General features: G+C 63.8%; 13 protein-coding genes and 1 pseudogene. 11 read left to right on the forward strand and 3 right to left on the reverse strand.

The annotated features are described in order from the left end of the window. Positions 1–200: 200 nt before the first annotated feature. The 4 genes from AWJ14_RS05880 to AWJ14_RS05895 all read left to right on the forward strand — a co-directional run bounded on the left by AWJ14_RS05880 (position 201) and on the right by AWJ14_RS05895 (position 4428). Positions 201–788 carry a TetR/AcrR family transcriptional regulator gene (locus AWJ14_RS05880; RefSeq protein ID WP_066176238.1) on the forward strand — a complete coding sequence of 196 codons (588 nt, stop codon included), beginning with the start codon at positions 201–203 and terminating at the stop codon, positions 786–788. Positions 789–851: 63 nt separating this feature from the next. After that, positions 852–1829: a zinc-binding dehydrogenase gene (locus tag AWJ14_RS05885; protein WP_066176240.1), complete on the forward strand. Its 978-nt coding sequence runs from the start codon at positions 852–854 to the stop codon at positions 1827–1829. 228 nt (positions 1830–2057) lie between these two features. Continuing rightward, positions 2058–2951 (forward strand): NAD(P)-dependent oxidoreductase, encoded by an 894-nt coding sequence (locus AWJ14_RS05890; RefSeq protein WP_066176244.1) that lies wholly within the window; start codon positions 2058–2060, stop codon positions 2949–2951. Between the two features lie 244 nt (positions 2952–3195). After that, complete coding sequence (locus AWJ14_RS05895; protein ID WP_066176248.1) at positions 3196–4428, forward strand: GGDEF domain-containing protein; 1233 nt, start codon at positions 3196–3198, stop codon at positions 4426–4428. Between the two features lie 134 nt (positions 4429–4562). On the opposite strand, the gene AWJ14_RS05900 is transcribed toward AWJ14_RS05895, so the two are convergent. Together AWJ14_RS05900 and AWJ14_RS05905 are read right to left on the reverse strand one after the other, a co-directional pair. Then, positions 4563–5774, reverse strand: coding sequence for a cytochrome-c peroxidase (locus AWJ14_RS05900; protein ID WP_083220070.1), 1212 nt, complete (start codon positions 5772–5774; stop codon positions 4563–4565). A gap of 6 nt (positions 5775–5780) precedes the next feature. Next, on the reverse strand, positions 5781–8390 hold the full coding sequence (locus tag AWJ14_RS05905; protein ID WP_171904825.1) for a TonB-dependent receptor: 2610 nt from the start codon (positions 8388–8390) through the stop codon (positions 5781–5783). A 537-nt stretch (positions 8391–8927) separates the two neighbouring features. Here AWJ14_RS05905 and AWJ14_RS21850 point away from each other — a divergent pair. Further along, positions 8928–9689, forward strand: a complete 762-nt coding sequence (locus AWJ14_RS21850; protein WP_083220072.1) for a helix-turn-helix domain-containing protein — start codon at positions 8928–8930, stop codon at positions 9687–9689. Continuing rightward, positions 9686–10168, forward strand: a complete 483-nt coding sequence (locus AWJ14_RS22540) for a MobC family plasmid mobilization relaxosome protein (RefSeq protein WP_210183500.1) — start codon at positions 9686–9688, stop codon at positions 10166–10168. Before AWJ14_RS21850 ends, AWJ14_RS22540 begins: the two co-directional genes overlap by 4 nt. On the opposite strand, the gene AWJ14_RS23160 is transcribed toward AWJ14_RS22540, so the two are convergent. Further along, complete coding sequence (locus AWJ14_RS23160) at positions 10051–10785, reverse strand: hypothetical protein (protein WP_066176255.1); 735 nt, start codon at positions 10783–10785, stop codon at positions 10051–10053. The genes AWJ14_RS22540 and AWJ14_RS23160 overlap by 118 nt on opposite strands. 154 nt (positions 10786–10939) lie before the next feature. On the opposite strand from AWJ14_RS23160, the gene AWJ14_RS22700 reads away from it, so the two are divergent. From AWJ14_RS22700 to AWJ14_RS23085, 5 genes and pseudogenes are all read left to right on the forward strand, one after another. Beyond that, the gene (locus tag AWJ14_RS22700) at positions 10940–11413 is read left to right on the forward strand and encodes a hypothetical protein (protein WP_245304145.1); all 474 of its coding nucleotides are present in this window, start codon (positions 10940–10942) and stop codon (positions 11411–11413) included. Positions 11414–11416: 3 nt separating this feature from the next. Next, positions 11417–11749 carry a hypothetical protein gene (locus AWJ14_RS22705; RefSeq protein ID WP_245304146.1) on the forward strand — a complete coding sequence of 111 codons (333 nt, stop codon included), beginning with the start codon at positions 11417–11419 and terminating at the stop codon, positions 11747–11749. A 66-nt stretch (positions 11750–11815) separates the two neighbouring features. Then, positions 11816–13308 (forward strand): type IV secretory system conjugative DNA transfer family protein (locus AWJ14_RS05925; protein ID WP_245304142.1); only part of this gene is annotated, 1493 nt, incomplete at its 3' end. Between the two features lie 3 nt (positions 13309–13311). Continuing rightward, positions 13312–13661, forward strand: a pseudogene (locus AWJ14_RS22710) (TraM recognition domain-containing protein); the annotation flags it as partial. Positions 13662–13839: 178 nt separating this feature from the next. Then, on the forward strand, positions 13840–14018 hold a 179-nt coding region (locus AWJ14_RS23085), incomplete at its 3' end, for a DNA adenine methylase (RefSeq protein ID WP_171904826.1).

Genomic DNA, 14018 nt, shown 5'->3' on the forward strand with positions numbered 1-14018 from the left:
TGCACAGCCGGGTTCGGATTTTGCCGAGCGCATGCCCGACCCGGGTTTCGCGGGCTCCCCTACTCCGCCTTTGCCCGTTGCGACGCGGCGCCTGCGACGTCCTGCCGCGGCCGAGCCGCGGGAGCATCGCCGAACCGGCGCGACAATCCACACGAAAACGTTACTAGACGACTGGTCTATTCCGGCACTATCTCTCCGCCATGACCACACTGACCAAATCCGAACGGACCCGCGCCCGCATCCTCGACAAGGGCCGCACCCTTGTGCTCGCGCAAGGATTCGGCGGCCTCGGCCTGAACACGCTGCTGGCCGGCGCCGGCGTGCCGAAAGGCTCGTTCTATCACTACTTCGCGTCCAAGGAGGCTTTCGGCTGCGCCATGCTGGCCGACTATGTCACCGGCTATCTCGCCGCGATGGACGCGGTCCTGGCGCTTCCCGAGCCGGCGGCGGCGCGGCTCGACCGGTTCTTTTCCGCAGCGCTTGACAGCGATGCGGGATCGATGGCCGACCGCTGCTTGGTGGTCAAGCTCGCCGCCGAAATCGCCGATCTCTCCGACGACATGCGCGCGATCCTCGCCGATGGCGTGGCCCTGGTCGCCGCTCGGCTGGCGGTGTTGTTGCGCGATGGCGAAGCCGATGGCTCGCTCGTCCCGCAGGCCGACCCCGAAAGCGCCGCCGCGCAACTCTACGCGCAATGGCTGGGTGCCGCCATCGTCGCCAAGCTGTCGCGCAATTCCACTCCCCTTGAACAGGCGCTGGCCGACACCCGCGCCCGGTTCTGTCGCTAGCCAGGCCCTACCCTGGGCCTTCCTCCCCCACACCGCCCGACGGGCGCAACAAAGGACTTCACCATGAAAGCTGTCAGCCACACCACCTTCGGCGAACCCGCCGACGTTCTCGACCTGATCGACGCCCCCCGGCCCGAGCCGAAAGCCGGGGAAGTTCTCATCCGCATGGTGCTGTCGCCGATCCACAATCACGATCTGTGGACCGTGCGCGGTACCTATGGCTACAAGCCAACACTTCCCGCGCTCGCCGGCAGCGAGGCGCTGGGCATCGTCGAGGCGGTCGGCGAGGGCGTCGATGCGGGCCTGATCGGCAAGCGCGTCGTCAATGCCGGCAAGGTCGGCGTCTGGGCCGAATATTTCACCGCCCCCGCCAAGGGCGTGCTGCCGCTGCCCGATGCGATCGCCGACGAGGCCGGCGCGCAGCTGATCGCCATGCCGTTTTCCGCGCTCGCGCTGCTCGAATCCCTCGAAGTCAAGGCCGGCGACTGGGTGGTGCAGACCGCTGCCAACGGCGCCGTCGGCAAGATCTTCGCCGACCTTGCCCGTGCCCGCGGCATCCACACCATCAATCTCGTGCGCCGCGCCGATGCAGTGGCCGAACTCGAGGCGCTCGGCATGGAAAACGTGCTGTCGACCGACACCGACGACTGGAAGACGCGCGCCCGGGCGATCCTTGGCGAGACCGGCGCACAGGCGGCAATCGATTCGGTCGGCGGCCCGATCGTCGCCGACATCGCCGACCTGCTCGGCCTCAAAGGACTGCTCGTGGTGTTCGGCACCGCCACCGGCATCCCGCTGCAGCTCAATGCCGGATCGATGATCACCAACCATCTGGTGGTCAAGGGCTTCTGGGGCTCCCGCGTGATCAGCGAGATGGCGCCCGAGGAACGCACCCGGCTGATCACCGAACTGGTCACGCTCACCGTCCGCGGCGATCTCAAGCTGTCCTCGGGCGGAGAATATACCCTTGCCGACATCAAGGACGCGGTCAAGGCATCGCTGACGCCGGGCCGCGCGGGCAAGATCCTGCTCAAGCCCTGACCGGCGCTCCGCCGTCGCGCCTTGCTTGCCACATCACGGCCAAGCTGCAAGACTTGACGGAGTGCCGCACAAAGCCCCGGCCTGGGCGACAGGCCGGGCCTTTGCGGGCATCACTGCCACCGGGCACACGCGACGACCGCAGGGAGGCGGCCGTTCCGGATGCCCCGCCCGTTGTCACAACCGGCGGGAAACCGCCGGCCGCCGCGCCGGCACACAGGAGGAGGACGTATGACCCACTCACAGGAAACCATCGGCTTTGTCGGCGTCGGGCTGATGGGGCACGGCATGGCCAGGAATCTGGTCGAGAAGGGCTATCCGCTGACGGTGATCGCCCACCGGAACCGCGCGCCGGTCGAGGATCTGCTGGGCCGGGGCGCGACCGAGGCGCAATCGCTCGAGGAACTCGCTAGCAGAAGCTCGATCGTGTTCCTGTGCCTCACAGGTTCGCCTGAGGTCGAGGCCGCGGTGGCGGCCATGAAGCCCGGCCTCAAACGCGGCAGCGTCATCGTCGACTGCTCGACCAGCGATCCCACCTCGACCGCCCGCATCGCCGAAGACCTGGCCGGGATCGGCGTCGATTTCGCCGACGCGCCCCTGAGCCGCACGCCGAAGGAAGCCTGGGAGGGCGCGCTCGACTGCATGGTGGGCGCCAAGGACGAGGTGTTCAGGCGGATCGAACCAGTGATCGGCGCCTGGGCCGGCAAGATCGTGCATATCGGCGGCATCGGCGACGGCCACCGCATGAAGCTTTTGAACAATTTCATCTCGCTCGGCTATGCCGCGCTCTATTCCGAAGCGCTGTCGCTGTCGCGCAAGGTGGGAATTGCGCCCGAAACCTTCGACAAGGTGATCCGCGGCGGCCGCATGGATTGCGGCTTCTACCAGACCTTCATGGCCTGCACGCTCGAAGGCAACCGCGCCTCGCACAAGTTTACGCTCGCCAATGCCTACAAGGACATCCGCTACGTCGAATCCATGGCCAATGCGGCGACGGTGGCGACGACCATGACCAGTGCGGTCAAGAATTCCTTCGCCTCGGCCGTGGCCCAAGGCGGCAACGGGCCGGAGGACTACCTGCCTCATCTCGCCGATTTCATCGCCCGCGCCAACGGAATCGACTGACGCCCGACCGTCCTTGCCGGCACGGACTTGCCGTGCCGGCGCCGAGGCGATCTGTTTCGAAAGGAGCCGCCACCTGTGGAAAGCCGCGGGAAGCAGCCAACTTTAAGGCCCGGAAGCAAGGCATTGTTTACGTCTTGCCCCTACGCTCCGCACCGTTACCTGAACAGCTGACACACCCGGTTGTCACCGCTTTCTTCACCGCCCGACCGCACCGACGCGGCGGCTAGCCGAACAGGCGATCCCGATGCGCGCAGTCGAAATGTGGAATCCTTACGTGATCGCCGGTCGCTCACTTGCCTCCGAGCGGCAGGTGATCGAGACGCTGCGCGAACTCTTCAACAGCAAGCCGCATGTAATGGCCACGCTCGCGATTGCGCTGGCCGGTTTGGGCGCCGCCATGTCGGGCATGCCCGGCAAAGGGCTGGCGGCCACGCTGATCGCGCTCGCCTGCGGGCTGTTCCGGATCCATATCGAGCACCGCTTCCTGACGCGGACATCGCACGCACTCGACCCCTCCTGGCTGCGCCTGTTTGTTGTCGGCGGGCTGTTGTCGGGCGCGGGATGGGGGATCGCGGGGGCGATCCTGCTCTACCAGACGTCACCGGACACCCAGACAATCACCCTGGCCGTGATGTGCGCGCTGGTCCAGGCTTCCGCCGGCAGGGCCTACATGATCCCCGGCACCGCGCTGATCAGCATCGCGCTGGTCTGCACGGGCGTCAGCATCGGGGCCATAGGCTCGGGCAATTATCTGATCGCCCTGTTTGCGGCCCTCTATTTCAGCTTCCTGCACCGTTTCATCGCGCACACGGTGCGCCACCGGCTCAGCCAGCTGCGGGCCGAGCAGACAGCCGAACGCCTGCTTGAGGAAATCACCGAGAAGAACGAGCTTCTGAGACTGGCCAACGAGGCGCTGGCCGCAAAGGCCAATGCCGATCCGCTGACGGGACTGGCCAATCGCCGGAAATTCGATCTCGCCTTCACCAAGAGCCTGCAGGCGGCACAGCACGACAAGGCCCCGATCTCGCTGATGATGATCGACATCGATCACTTCAAGGCCTTCAACGACACCTACGGGCACCAGGCCGGCGACGAATGCCTGATGGCGGTGTCGCGCGTGCTCGAAGAGACCATCAGCGGCGAAGGCAGCCTGGTCGCGCGCTATGGCGGGGAGGAATTCGTGGCGGTGATGCCCGTCGACGCCGCCGCAGCGCTTGCCACCGCCGAGCGCACCCGGCTGGCCGTCCGCCTGACCGCGCTCGATGCCCTGCCCGGCGCCCCGGGGCGCCAGACCGTCAGCATCGGCCTGGCCTCCTGTCCGCCCGGCACCTGGACCGACCGGGACCAGTTGATCGCCGCCGCCGACAGGGCGCTCTACCAGGCCAAGAGGGAAGGCCGCAACCGCGTCTGCGTCTCCCCCGATCCCGACCAAGCAGCGGACGCCAACCTGCCGCTCGCAGCCACCGCCGCATTCTAGGCCGCGCCACAAGCAAGGCCCTGCCCTCTCAAGTCGCGCCCCGACAGCACGCAAGGCCCCGGCACGCGCCAGGGCCTGCAATGGCGCTGAAGGCTGAAGATAAAGCCGAATGATGGAGCGGAGCCGGCTTCCGGCTAAAGCGCCTCGAGGAACCGGACGAGTGCGCGGCGCTCGTCCCTGGTCAGGGTGAACGGGAGAAGCAGCTCCGAGCGGGTGCTTGCCGCGCGCCCGATCGGATCGGTGGCTGCCACCTCGGCGGATACGGTGCGACCGCCCCCGATCTCGTAGAGGCGAACGATCCCTTCGAGATTGCCGAACAGGCCGTTGTGCATGTAGGGCCCGGTCCGGCTCAGGTGCCGAAGCGAGGGTGTGGCGAAGGCGCCGGCATCGGCCGGATCCCCGGTGATCTCGTATGCCCCGAGATCCGACAGTCGCCGGCCATAGAAGCTCAAGCCGATATTGTGCGCCTTTCCGTCCGAGAGCAGCGGCCCGTTGTGGCAGTTGGCGCAACGCGCCTTGGTCCGGAACAGGTGCAGGCCCCAAACCTGCTCCGGATCCAGCGCGTCATGCCGGCCCTCGATGAAGCGGTCGAGCCGGGTGGGACGCTCGAGCGTTCGCTGAAAGGCCGCGAGCGCGGCGAAGATCGCATCCGCGTCCAGGGCTTCTCCCGGCTCGACCTTCGCGAAAGCTTCCCGGTAGTCCCGCTCGGCCGCCACGCGGTCCACCATGTCATCGATCGAGTGGTTGTTCATCTCGACGGGAGAAAGGATCGGGCCGCGCGCCTGTTCCTCGAGGCTTGCGGCGCGCTGATCCCAGAACAGCGCCGTCTTGTAGCCCGAGGAAAACAGCGACGGAGCATTCCGCGTGCCGGTCTGGCGGCCGTCGCCGAAGGAAACCGGCAGCCCGTCGCCCCAGCCGAGGCGCCGGTTGTGGCAGCTTTCACAGGCGATCTGGCCGGACCCCGACAGCCGGGGATCCGCGAAAAGCCTGCGGCCGAGGGCAACCTTTAGCGCCTCGGGCCCCTCCGTTGGACGGGCGAGGATGTCGAGGCGGGCGAATTCGGTGAAATCGGCCGCGCGCGACAGGACCGGTCGTGGCCAGTCCTCCACCGGACGGGCGTAGCGCTCATGCAGTCGCAAGAGGTCTCTCTCGCCGGGATCCGCGGGAAAGCCGATCGCGACATCGCGCTGGCTTTCCCGCCACAGCTCGATCGGGGCCATCACGAAAACGATCGCCGCGATGGCCAGCGCCGCCGGGGTGAAACCCGGCGGCTGGCTGCGCACAAAGCGCCCGAAGGACTGTGACACCCGTCCCAGCAGATCATACGCGCGTGCACGAAGCATCATGTCGCCTCAGAAGCGGCCATTGGCCGAGATGCGGAACGAGCGACCCTCGACCCAGGGCTTGGAATTGCCGGCGACGGCATTGCCGGTTTCGTCAAAGAGGTTGTTCACCATCAGCGAGAACCCGAAATTGTCGGTCATCTGGTAGGAGGCCGAGACATTGAAGGTCAGGACAGCACCGAACTTCTTGTCGTCGTAGACGTCGTGCCGGTAGCCGTTGAACATCTCGTTCACGCCGGTGTCGTAGACCCCGTAATAGCCGAGATTGAGCGCGGCCTCCGCCGCGGTGGTGAAGCGTCCGTCGAACCAGTCGGCCGTAAGCAGGGCATTCATGCGCACCGGGATGTCGAGATTGCCGGTGACCGCGGTGAAGCTTTCCTGCGTATAGCTCTCACCCTTGTAGAGGATGTATTCGAGCTCGCCGTCCGTGTCGAAATAGCTGTCGGTTGAGCGGGACTGCTCCGACCAGGTGGCCGAGCCGATGAAGGTCAGGCGGTCGAGCCGGGGGATGTGGCCCACGTCAAGATTGTTGACATAGTCGAGCGTGGCCGAACGATAGGTGCTCGCGCCGTCATTGGTGAGCCGGTAGCAGGTCGAAGACGTCGTCGCCTCGCACCCGGCGCGGGCAAATTCGTCGTGTCCCTGGCGGTCGAGCAGCCTCAGGCGCACCAGTCCGCCCATCAGCGGCTCCTGGACTGCGATGCCGAGCACCGTCTCGTCCTTGTAGGGCGTGTTCAGACCCGAGGCCTCGTAGGAATAGACGCCGGTGTCGGCGCGTTCGGTCCACTCCGCCTCCACGTTTCCGGCGGCATCGTGGCCGCGGGTATAGGTCTGGCCGCGCGGCTGCGCATCGCGCAGGGCATAGGCGAGCGTCGACGCGCTGTAGTAGCGGTTGAAACCAGCATTCACCGACAGCCAATCGAACGGCTTCACCGTTGCCGTCAGCCGGGGCGAGAGATTGAGGTTATCGAAATAGTCTTCGTAATCCGCCCGCAATCCGGCGCGCACGTTCAGCCAGTCGGTGACGTCCTGGTCGAGTTCCAGATAGGCGTTCGCCTGGTTGACCGTCCTCTCGACGTCGAAGGTCTCCCACACCGACTTGATGCGCGCATATTGCTCGCTCGTGCAGGTCTCGTCGCCGTCGGGGCATGTGAATGCGCCACCTGCGGGCGAGGCGGTCTCGCCTGTCGCCGTGCGGAAGGACGTGTAATAGGTCAGGTCCTTGAGGCGGTGGCGCCTGCCCTTGACGCTTTCGAACTGTGCGCCGGCGGTGAATGTGCCCATGAAGATCTTGCCATCGACGTCGGCGCGCATGCCGTTCGTCGTCTGCGACTGCTCGAAACTGCCCCAGCCGCCCGTGTAGCAGATGGTGTTGGAACTGATGGCCAGATCGGAAAGCGCTTCTACCGGCTGGGCCCGGCAATAGGAATCGGTCGTCGTGGCGTCGAACGTTGTCTCCCAGACGCCGCCGACCTTCTTTCGCCGCATCCCCACCCAGGCGTAGGAGGTGTCGGCGTTCGAATAGTTGCCCGTTTTCGACATGTCGGAATAGGCGGCCGTATTGACGTGAAGATCGGCGAGGCCGATCGCATCGACGACCACGCCGTCGAACTGCCGGTCCCAGTCGAACTTCAGCGTCGTCGCCTCGTTCTCGACGTCGATATGCATGTCCTGGTATTCGGAGCTGACCCAGAGCCTGCTTGAGCGGGTGGCCTTGAGCGAGGAGGAGAAGCGGCCGATATCGGTGTCGAGCACCGCGTCGAGATTGTAGAAATCATTGGTCGAATCCTCGTCGGCGAAGGTCGACCCCATCTCGTAGGATTTCTGGATCGTGGTCTCGGCCTGCTTGCGGGAGAACCGTCCCATCACCGAAAGGACGTCGTTGACCCGGCCACCGACCGAGACCGCCGTATCGGTCCGGCTGAACGACGGCTTGGCGCGATCGAGCGGATTGGTGCCGTCATCGGTGCCCAGATGGTAGTTCACCATCCAGTCGGCATGGTGGCGCACGTCAAACTTCACCGCGAAGTCCTGCTCGTCGGCCTTCTGCAGCTTCTGCACAACCACGCCGCCGAGAAAATTGCCGTAGCGGGCCGAGACGTTGGAATCGTGCACTTCCACCGAGGAGAGGAAGCTCGCCGGCACATAGTTGGCTTCCGGATGCAGGCCGTAGAGCTTGTCGGCATTCGGGAAGCCATCATCCGACAGCTCCGTGGCCGATCGCTCGACCGTGCCGGTGAGGTTGTTGTTGGAAATCCCGTCGAGCACGAAATTGTTCTCGTAGGTCTTGCCGCCGGAAATCGACAACAGCCTCGGGCGGGTGTCCAGCAGGTCCTGGTCATTGATGCCGGCGTCGTTGTCGGTATCGTCCTGGTACTGCACGTTGGGAAGGTTGCGCAGCGCGTCGTTGGGATCGCCGCTGCCGCCCGAGCGCGTGCCGATCTCCTCGGTGCCGAGATTGCGCTGGCCGTCGATGGTGGTCTTGTCGCCGAACAGCGAGGCGAGAAAGTCCGCGATCCTTACGGAGATCGCCGGAAGTTCCGTCGTCTCCTGGGCCTGGGCCGGATTGACGGTAATGGATGATGTGTAAACGGCCGACGCGAGCAATGTCGCGCGCATGGCCATGGATGCCTGCCCCCGCATGCGATCCCCCTGATGTTGCTTGGAAAAAAGGGCTGGCTACGGGCTGGCTGAAGCGGCTGATACGTTAACTTGATAAAAAGAGTCAACTATTAATTCGGCATTTCCCGGCATTCGTTTGCCGGCCGCAATCTGCGGTCATCGCCGAGAAGACAGCACACGCGCATTTCCCGTTTTCTCGCCGCGAGCGCCGGGAGCCGACCGCTGCAACCCCTACTCCAGAGACGCTGATTCCACCCGCATCGCCGGCGATGCAATGGAGAAGGTCGTGGCCATGTTCGCCGATGGCCAATCGCCAAAATGGCCAACCTTGGCCAAGACCGTGGCAACCTGTTGAAAAAAGAGACTGGTGGGCCCGGAGGGCCTGCCGAATTCCAAAAAATTCAGCAGCTTAACCCCGCGTGGGACGAAGACCCCATTTTATAAAAATCAATGGCTTAGTAAAGCCGCCGTCCCACTTTTTCCGGCCGTTTTCGGCCCTTCTTTCCCGGTCGCGTTGCGCCCAGGGAGGCGCGCATGAGCGGGGTGCGGCCATTTCGGGACGTGAAGCTGCAATGGCTTCAGCAGTTGAGCTGCGACAAGGATTTGAGCGACAGCGCGCGGTCTGTGGCGCTCTACATCATCACCACGCATTTGAACGGCCACACCGAAAAGGCGTGGCCGTCCTATCAAACGATTGCCGACGCGACCGGCAAGAGCGTCAAGACCATTCAGCGCGCCGTCCGTGAACTTGAGGTCAAAGGATGGTTCGAGGTCCAGCGCGGAAATGGCGTCGGGCACAACACAGAATATCGTCCCTCAGCAGCATCGATTTTACGCGCATCGGACGCCCGCGAAAAGACGGACAAAGTTGTCACCCTTTACCCTGACAAAGGCGGTCAAAATCGTCCGGAAAGGCGGTCAGATGTGTCCGGCGAAGGGGGACAAATATGTCCACCAAACTTAGAGAAAGAAAAAATATACAAACCTAACCCGCGCGAGGACGCCCCGCCGCGCGTCGAGACGCAGCGAGCCGTCCCGCTCGTTTTCGTGGCCGAAACCAAAGCAGATCAGGTCGAGCAATGGCGCTCCTGGTTGCGACGTCACGGCTTTCCTTCGATCGACGCCTTGGGCCTTCGAACGGTGAAAACCAGGAAGCCGGGTTATGCTTTGCCGGGCTACTGGCCACCTGATGACACAAGCCCCAGCGCCCTCGATTGGATCGCATTCTTCAGCCGTCGCCGTGAGCACATCGCCGATGAACCCGCGAGGCAAACCGATCTTCGGAGGGCGTCATGACGGATGGCGATTTGAAGGGAGCAAGGCGACCCCTGTCATACGGCGAGCCTTCTGACAGGGAGCCTTGTGAGGGGAGGCAGGCCTCCCCTTCAAACCCCACCAAGAACGCCCGGCGATCGCCCAAAGGCGACCTCAATGCCGTCGTGGTTTTCCGCTGCACGGCATCGGAAAAGCAGGCGCTGACCGCACGCGCAGCGCGGGCCGGTATGCCCTTTGCCACGCTGATGCGGGAAGCGCTTGGCCTCACCGAGGCGCGCCGCCGCCGTCCGGTCCCCAAGGTGGCCCCTGAGCTGGTGCGCGCCGTCGCCCGGATCGGCGGCAACCTCAACCAGATCGCGCGATGGCTGAACACGGCCCAGGTTCAGGGCCAGGTGTCCGCCATCGACGCAATCACGGTTGCCGCGCGCCTGGTCGCGATCGAGCGGGCGCTTTCGGAAACGCTTGAGCAGTTCACGGCCAAGGATGGCGCGCCGTGCTGATCAAGTTCTTCCGAAACGGCCAGGGCGGCGGATCGGGACCGGTTGACTACCTGGTCGAGCGCGACGTCGTCGCCTACGACCAGAACCGCAACGCGATCCGCGACGAGCGCGGCGAGATAATGCTGTTTGCCCGCGAGCCTCTGCCGGAGGTGCTGCGCGGCGATGCAGACCGCATGCGCGCGCTGATCGACGCCTGCCCGCACCAGTGGACCTATCGCGCAGGCGTCATCGCCTTCACGGCGGAGGACGCGCCCAACCCCACCCAGCAACGGCAGGTGATGGACGCCTTCGAGAACCTTGCCTTTGCCGGCCTCGAAGCCGACCAGCACGATATGCTTTGGGTCCGCCATACCCACGAGGGCCGCGTCGAAATGCATTTCGTGACGCCGCGCATGGAGCTTGCGAGCGGGCGCAGCCTCAACATCGCGCCGCCCGGCTACCAGAAGCATTACGACGCTTTGCGCGATGTTCTGAACAAGGAACACGGCTGGAACGATCCGATGGCGCCGGAGCGCGCCCGCGAGACCGTCAGCCTCATCGAGAGTGTCAGGCGCGGTGATGCGCGTGAGCTGATCCATGACTGGATCGTCCAGCGCATCGAGACCGGCGAAATCCATGACCGCCCAAGCATGACCGAGGCTTTGACGGGGGCTGGTTTCGACCTTCCGCGCGCCGGCAAAAACTACATCACCGTCCGCGATCCAGAGACGGACGAGCGCTGGCGTCTGAAAGGAGACCTGTTCCGTGAAGACTGGACCCGAGAGAATACCCTTGAGCGAGCGCTTGAAAGATCGGCTGGCGAGCCCAGCCGCTCCGGAAGCCGGCTCGACGCCATCGACCTCAACGAGCTTCGAGGCCGATTGGAGCGAAGCCTTGAAGCGCGAGCAAGCTACAATCGAGACCGATATCCGCAGCTTCACCGACGCGAACCGCCAGCACTTGAGCGAGGCGCTGGCGATGACCGAGGCGGACGTGAACCGGCTCCGGTCGATGGTACAGCCGTTCTTCCTGACCATGGGCGCGGTGGCACTGCTGATCGTCCTGTTGAGCTTCACCGCGAGTTGGTTTTGGGCGGGGCTGATGATCGACCGAGCCCAGAGCGCCAGCCTCTGGCAAATGGGCTTGCAGATCAACCAGACCAGCAACGGCAAAGTCCTGACCTGGGACGTCAACCGCCTTCAGCTGATCACCTGCCAGGCAGGGACCGCCAAAACACCATGCCTGAAGATCGTCCAGGGAGATTGACCGATGACCGGAACCACCAGACCACCGATGCCCGAGAGCCTGTCGCCGCTGGAGCGCGAATTGCTGGGTTACGTCGAGACGTTGATGAACACCTTGCAGAGCGGAACCGCGCAATTCGAGGCGCTGGAGAAACGCTCGACCGACATAATCGAAAACCGGCAAGCGGCTTTGGAAGGATCGCTGAAATCGCTCATCGCGTCACAGGCTACCTTCATGAACGCCTGGCTCGCCTCCGGCAATCATTCCAGCGGCACGGCCTCGACCGAGCTGGCGGAAGCGTTCGCCCTTCTGGAGCAAGCCGAAGCGATGCTGGAGGCGGTCGCGCCGCCGACGTGACAGCCCGACCGCCTGCGCCAAGTCGCGGCCGTAACTGATCCTCATTTCCTTTTGGAGTTTCGATCCATGAATTTGATTATTCAGCCCTATCGCTATGCCCTTTCCATCGCCGTCGTGGCCGCCGGTTTCCTGCTGATGGAAACCGCACCGTTGTTCTGGCCACCGATCTACCAAAATGCGCGCGCCGCGATCCTGGTCATGTTTTTAGGGTTTGCGCTGCTGACCTTGGTGGGAGACACCCAGGGCCGCATCCGCAGCGCGTCGGGCTTAGCTGTGGGGGCTGCCCTCCTTGCCGCGTCTGCTCTCGCCCTTACCGACCCCACCATTGCGGCAGGCGTCCTGCTCGACAGCTTCAAGGCTTGGCGTAACGCCGGCTATTCCGGAATCGAGAGCATCCGAGGCATGGTTTCGACATGGGATCGCTTCACCGAGGCGCAAAAGCTTGGCGTGCAAACCAGCCTCGCCATCGGCCTGCCTGTACCGCTGTTCCTCATTCTGCGGGCGATCATGATCGTCGCGCCTGCATCGTCCAGCCGCATTTCAAAACAAGGCCCATGGCGCGCCCGTTGGATGAACTGGAGCGAGTTGCGCCAGCTCCGGCACAACGACACGGGCTTGCCGCTCGGTCTCTCCGGCGGCGCAATGTTGCGCTATCGCCCCAACCCGAAAACCGGATGGCGTGCCGGCCATCATGTCGCCATCGCCGGCACCCGCGCCGGGAAAGGCGTTTCCGTCGTCATTCCCGCCATCATTGATCATGACGGGCCGGTCGCGGTCCTCGACATCAAAGGCGAAAACTTCGCCGTGACGCGCCGCTATCGGCAATCGCTCGGCCGTCAGGTCGTGGTTCTCAATCCCTTTGGCGTAATCGAGCCGTCGAAGGACAGCTTCAATCCGCTCGACTATATCCGGCAAGCGCACCTGGTCCGCGACATCGAAGTCATTGCCGAGGGGCTTGTTCGACCGGAAGGCGGAAACGGCGCGCACTTTGCCGAAATGGCGAAATCCATGATCGCCGCCGTGATAGAGGTCGTCATGACCAGGCGCGCCGAGGCCGATCGCAACCTGATCACCGTCATGGACCTGCTGTTTTCCGCTGGCTTTGAAAAGACGCTGATGGAATGGGCCGGAGCGCCCGAGACCTTCGGCACCCGCCCGGCGGCCGCCGCTGCCACCTTCCTTGCAGCCGGCGAGAACGAGCGCGGCGCAATCAAGACGACGATCAAGAAGGCCTTCGATTGGGCGCGTTCCGACGAACTGCGCAGTTTCCTTAGCGTCTCCACATGCTCGCTCGAAAACCTGTTCGAGGGCCGCGCCGACCTCTTCATGGTCGTGCCGCTCGATCAGGTGGACGCCCAGGCCGTCTTTCTCCGGCTGCTGACAAATATCATTCTCGGCATGGCCGTGCGGCTGGAGGGCGCCAAGAAGCCGAAAAGGAATGTGCTTCTGGTGCTGGACGAATTTGTTCGTCTCGGCCGGATGGAAAAGCTGATCAACATCGCCAACGTCGCCGCCGGTTGCGGCATCGAGGCGCTGTTCATCACCCAGGACAAGGGCCANNNGCGTCTACGGCAAGGGCGACACCGCCAGCATTCTCGGCTCCTGCGTCACCACCCGCATTTTCGGCCTCGGCCGCGCCGAGTTCGAAACCGCCAATTGGGCCGCGAATGCCCTTGGCGATCAAACGGTACTGACCCGCACCAAGCAGTCAGCCGCGACGTTTGGGGAGAGCCGCAAGACTTCGATCGCCGAGCAACGCCAGAAACTTATGACCGCAGATCAGATATTGGAAATGAAAACAGGCAAGATGCTGCTGCTGGCAGGATCAAAGCCGCCAGCGCTGGTTGACGCGATCGTGTCGCACCGGCATCCGGCATATCGGGGGAAGCTGGAACGGAATCCGATGGTGTAGTTTTGGCTTGATCCCACAGATCGGCCGGTGAACTCTGGACAAAAGCCCCTACACAGCGATTATCTTCCCACCTCAAGGCGTATTCTGATCATTTCCCATGCGATTGAGTCAGATTTATCTCCACAACTCGTAAGCATGGCTGTATAGCACATCGAAGGGGACTCGACAAAAAGATATGATGTCACTTGAAAGCCACCAAGTTGATCGTGCGAAACCGTTCCTAAGATGGGCGGGAAGCAAACGCTCATCAATAGGCCGACTCGCGCACAATGTGCCGTCCAGATTCAATACCTATTATGAACCTTTTGTCGGGTCAGGTGCCCTATTCTTCCACTTGTGCCCCACAACGGCGAACGC

This window comes from Parahoeflea olei, from assembly GCF_001703635.1.
Lineage (GTDB): Bacteria > Pseudomonadota > Alphaproteobacteria > Rhizobiales > Rhizobiaceae > Hoeflea > Hoeflea olei.

Bases quoted from the DNA above. Each gene is read 5' to 3' on its own strand.
- AWJ14_RS05880 (WP_066176238.1), top strand. From the start codon at position 201: ATGACCACACTGACCAAATCCGAACGGACCCGCGCCCGCATCCTCGAC.
- AWJ14_RS05885 (WP_066176240.1), top strand. From the start codon at position 852: ATGAAAGCTGTCAGCCACACCACCTTCGGCGAACCCGCCGACGTTCTC.
- AWJ14_RS05890 (WP_066176244.1), top strand. From the start codon at position 2,058: ATGACCCACTCACAGGAAACCATCGGCTTTGTCGGCGTCGGGCTGATG.
- AWJ14_RS05895 (WP_066176248.1), top strand. From the start codon at position 3,196: ATGCGCGCAGTCGAAATGTGGAATCCTTACGTGATCGCCGGTCGCTCA.
- AWJ14_RS05900 (WP_083220070.1), bottom strand. From the start codon at position 5,774: ATGATGCTTCGTGCACGCGCGTATGATCTGCTGGGACGGGTGTCACAG.
- AWJ14_RS05905 (WP_171904825.1), bottom strand. From the start codon at position 8,390: ATGCGCGCGACATTGCTCGCGTCGGCCGTTTACACATCATCCATTACC.
- AWJ14_RS21850 (WP_083220072.1), top strand. From the start codon at position 8,928: ATGAGCGGGGTGCGGCCATTTCGGGACGTGAAGCTGCAATGGCTTCAG.
- AWJ14_RS22540 (WP_210183500.1), top strand. From the start codon at position 9,686: ATGACGGATGGCGATTTGAAGGGAGCAAGGCGACCCCTGTCATACGGC.
- AWJ14_RS23160 (WP_066176255.1), bottom strand. From the start codon at position 10,785: ATGGATTTCGCCGGTCTCGATGCGCTGGACGATCCAGTCATGGATCAG.
- AWJ14_RS22705 (WP_245304146.1), top strand. From the start codon at position 11,417: ATGACCGGAACCACCAGACCACCGATGCCCGAGAGCCTGTCGCCGCTG.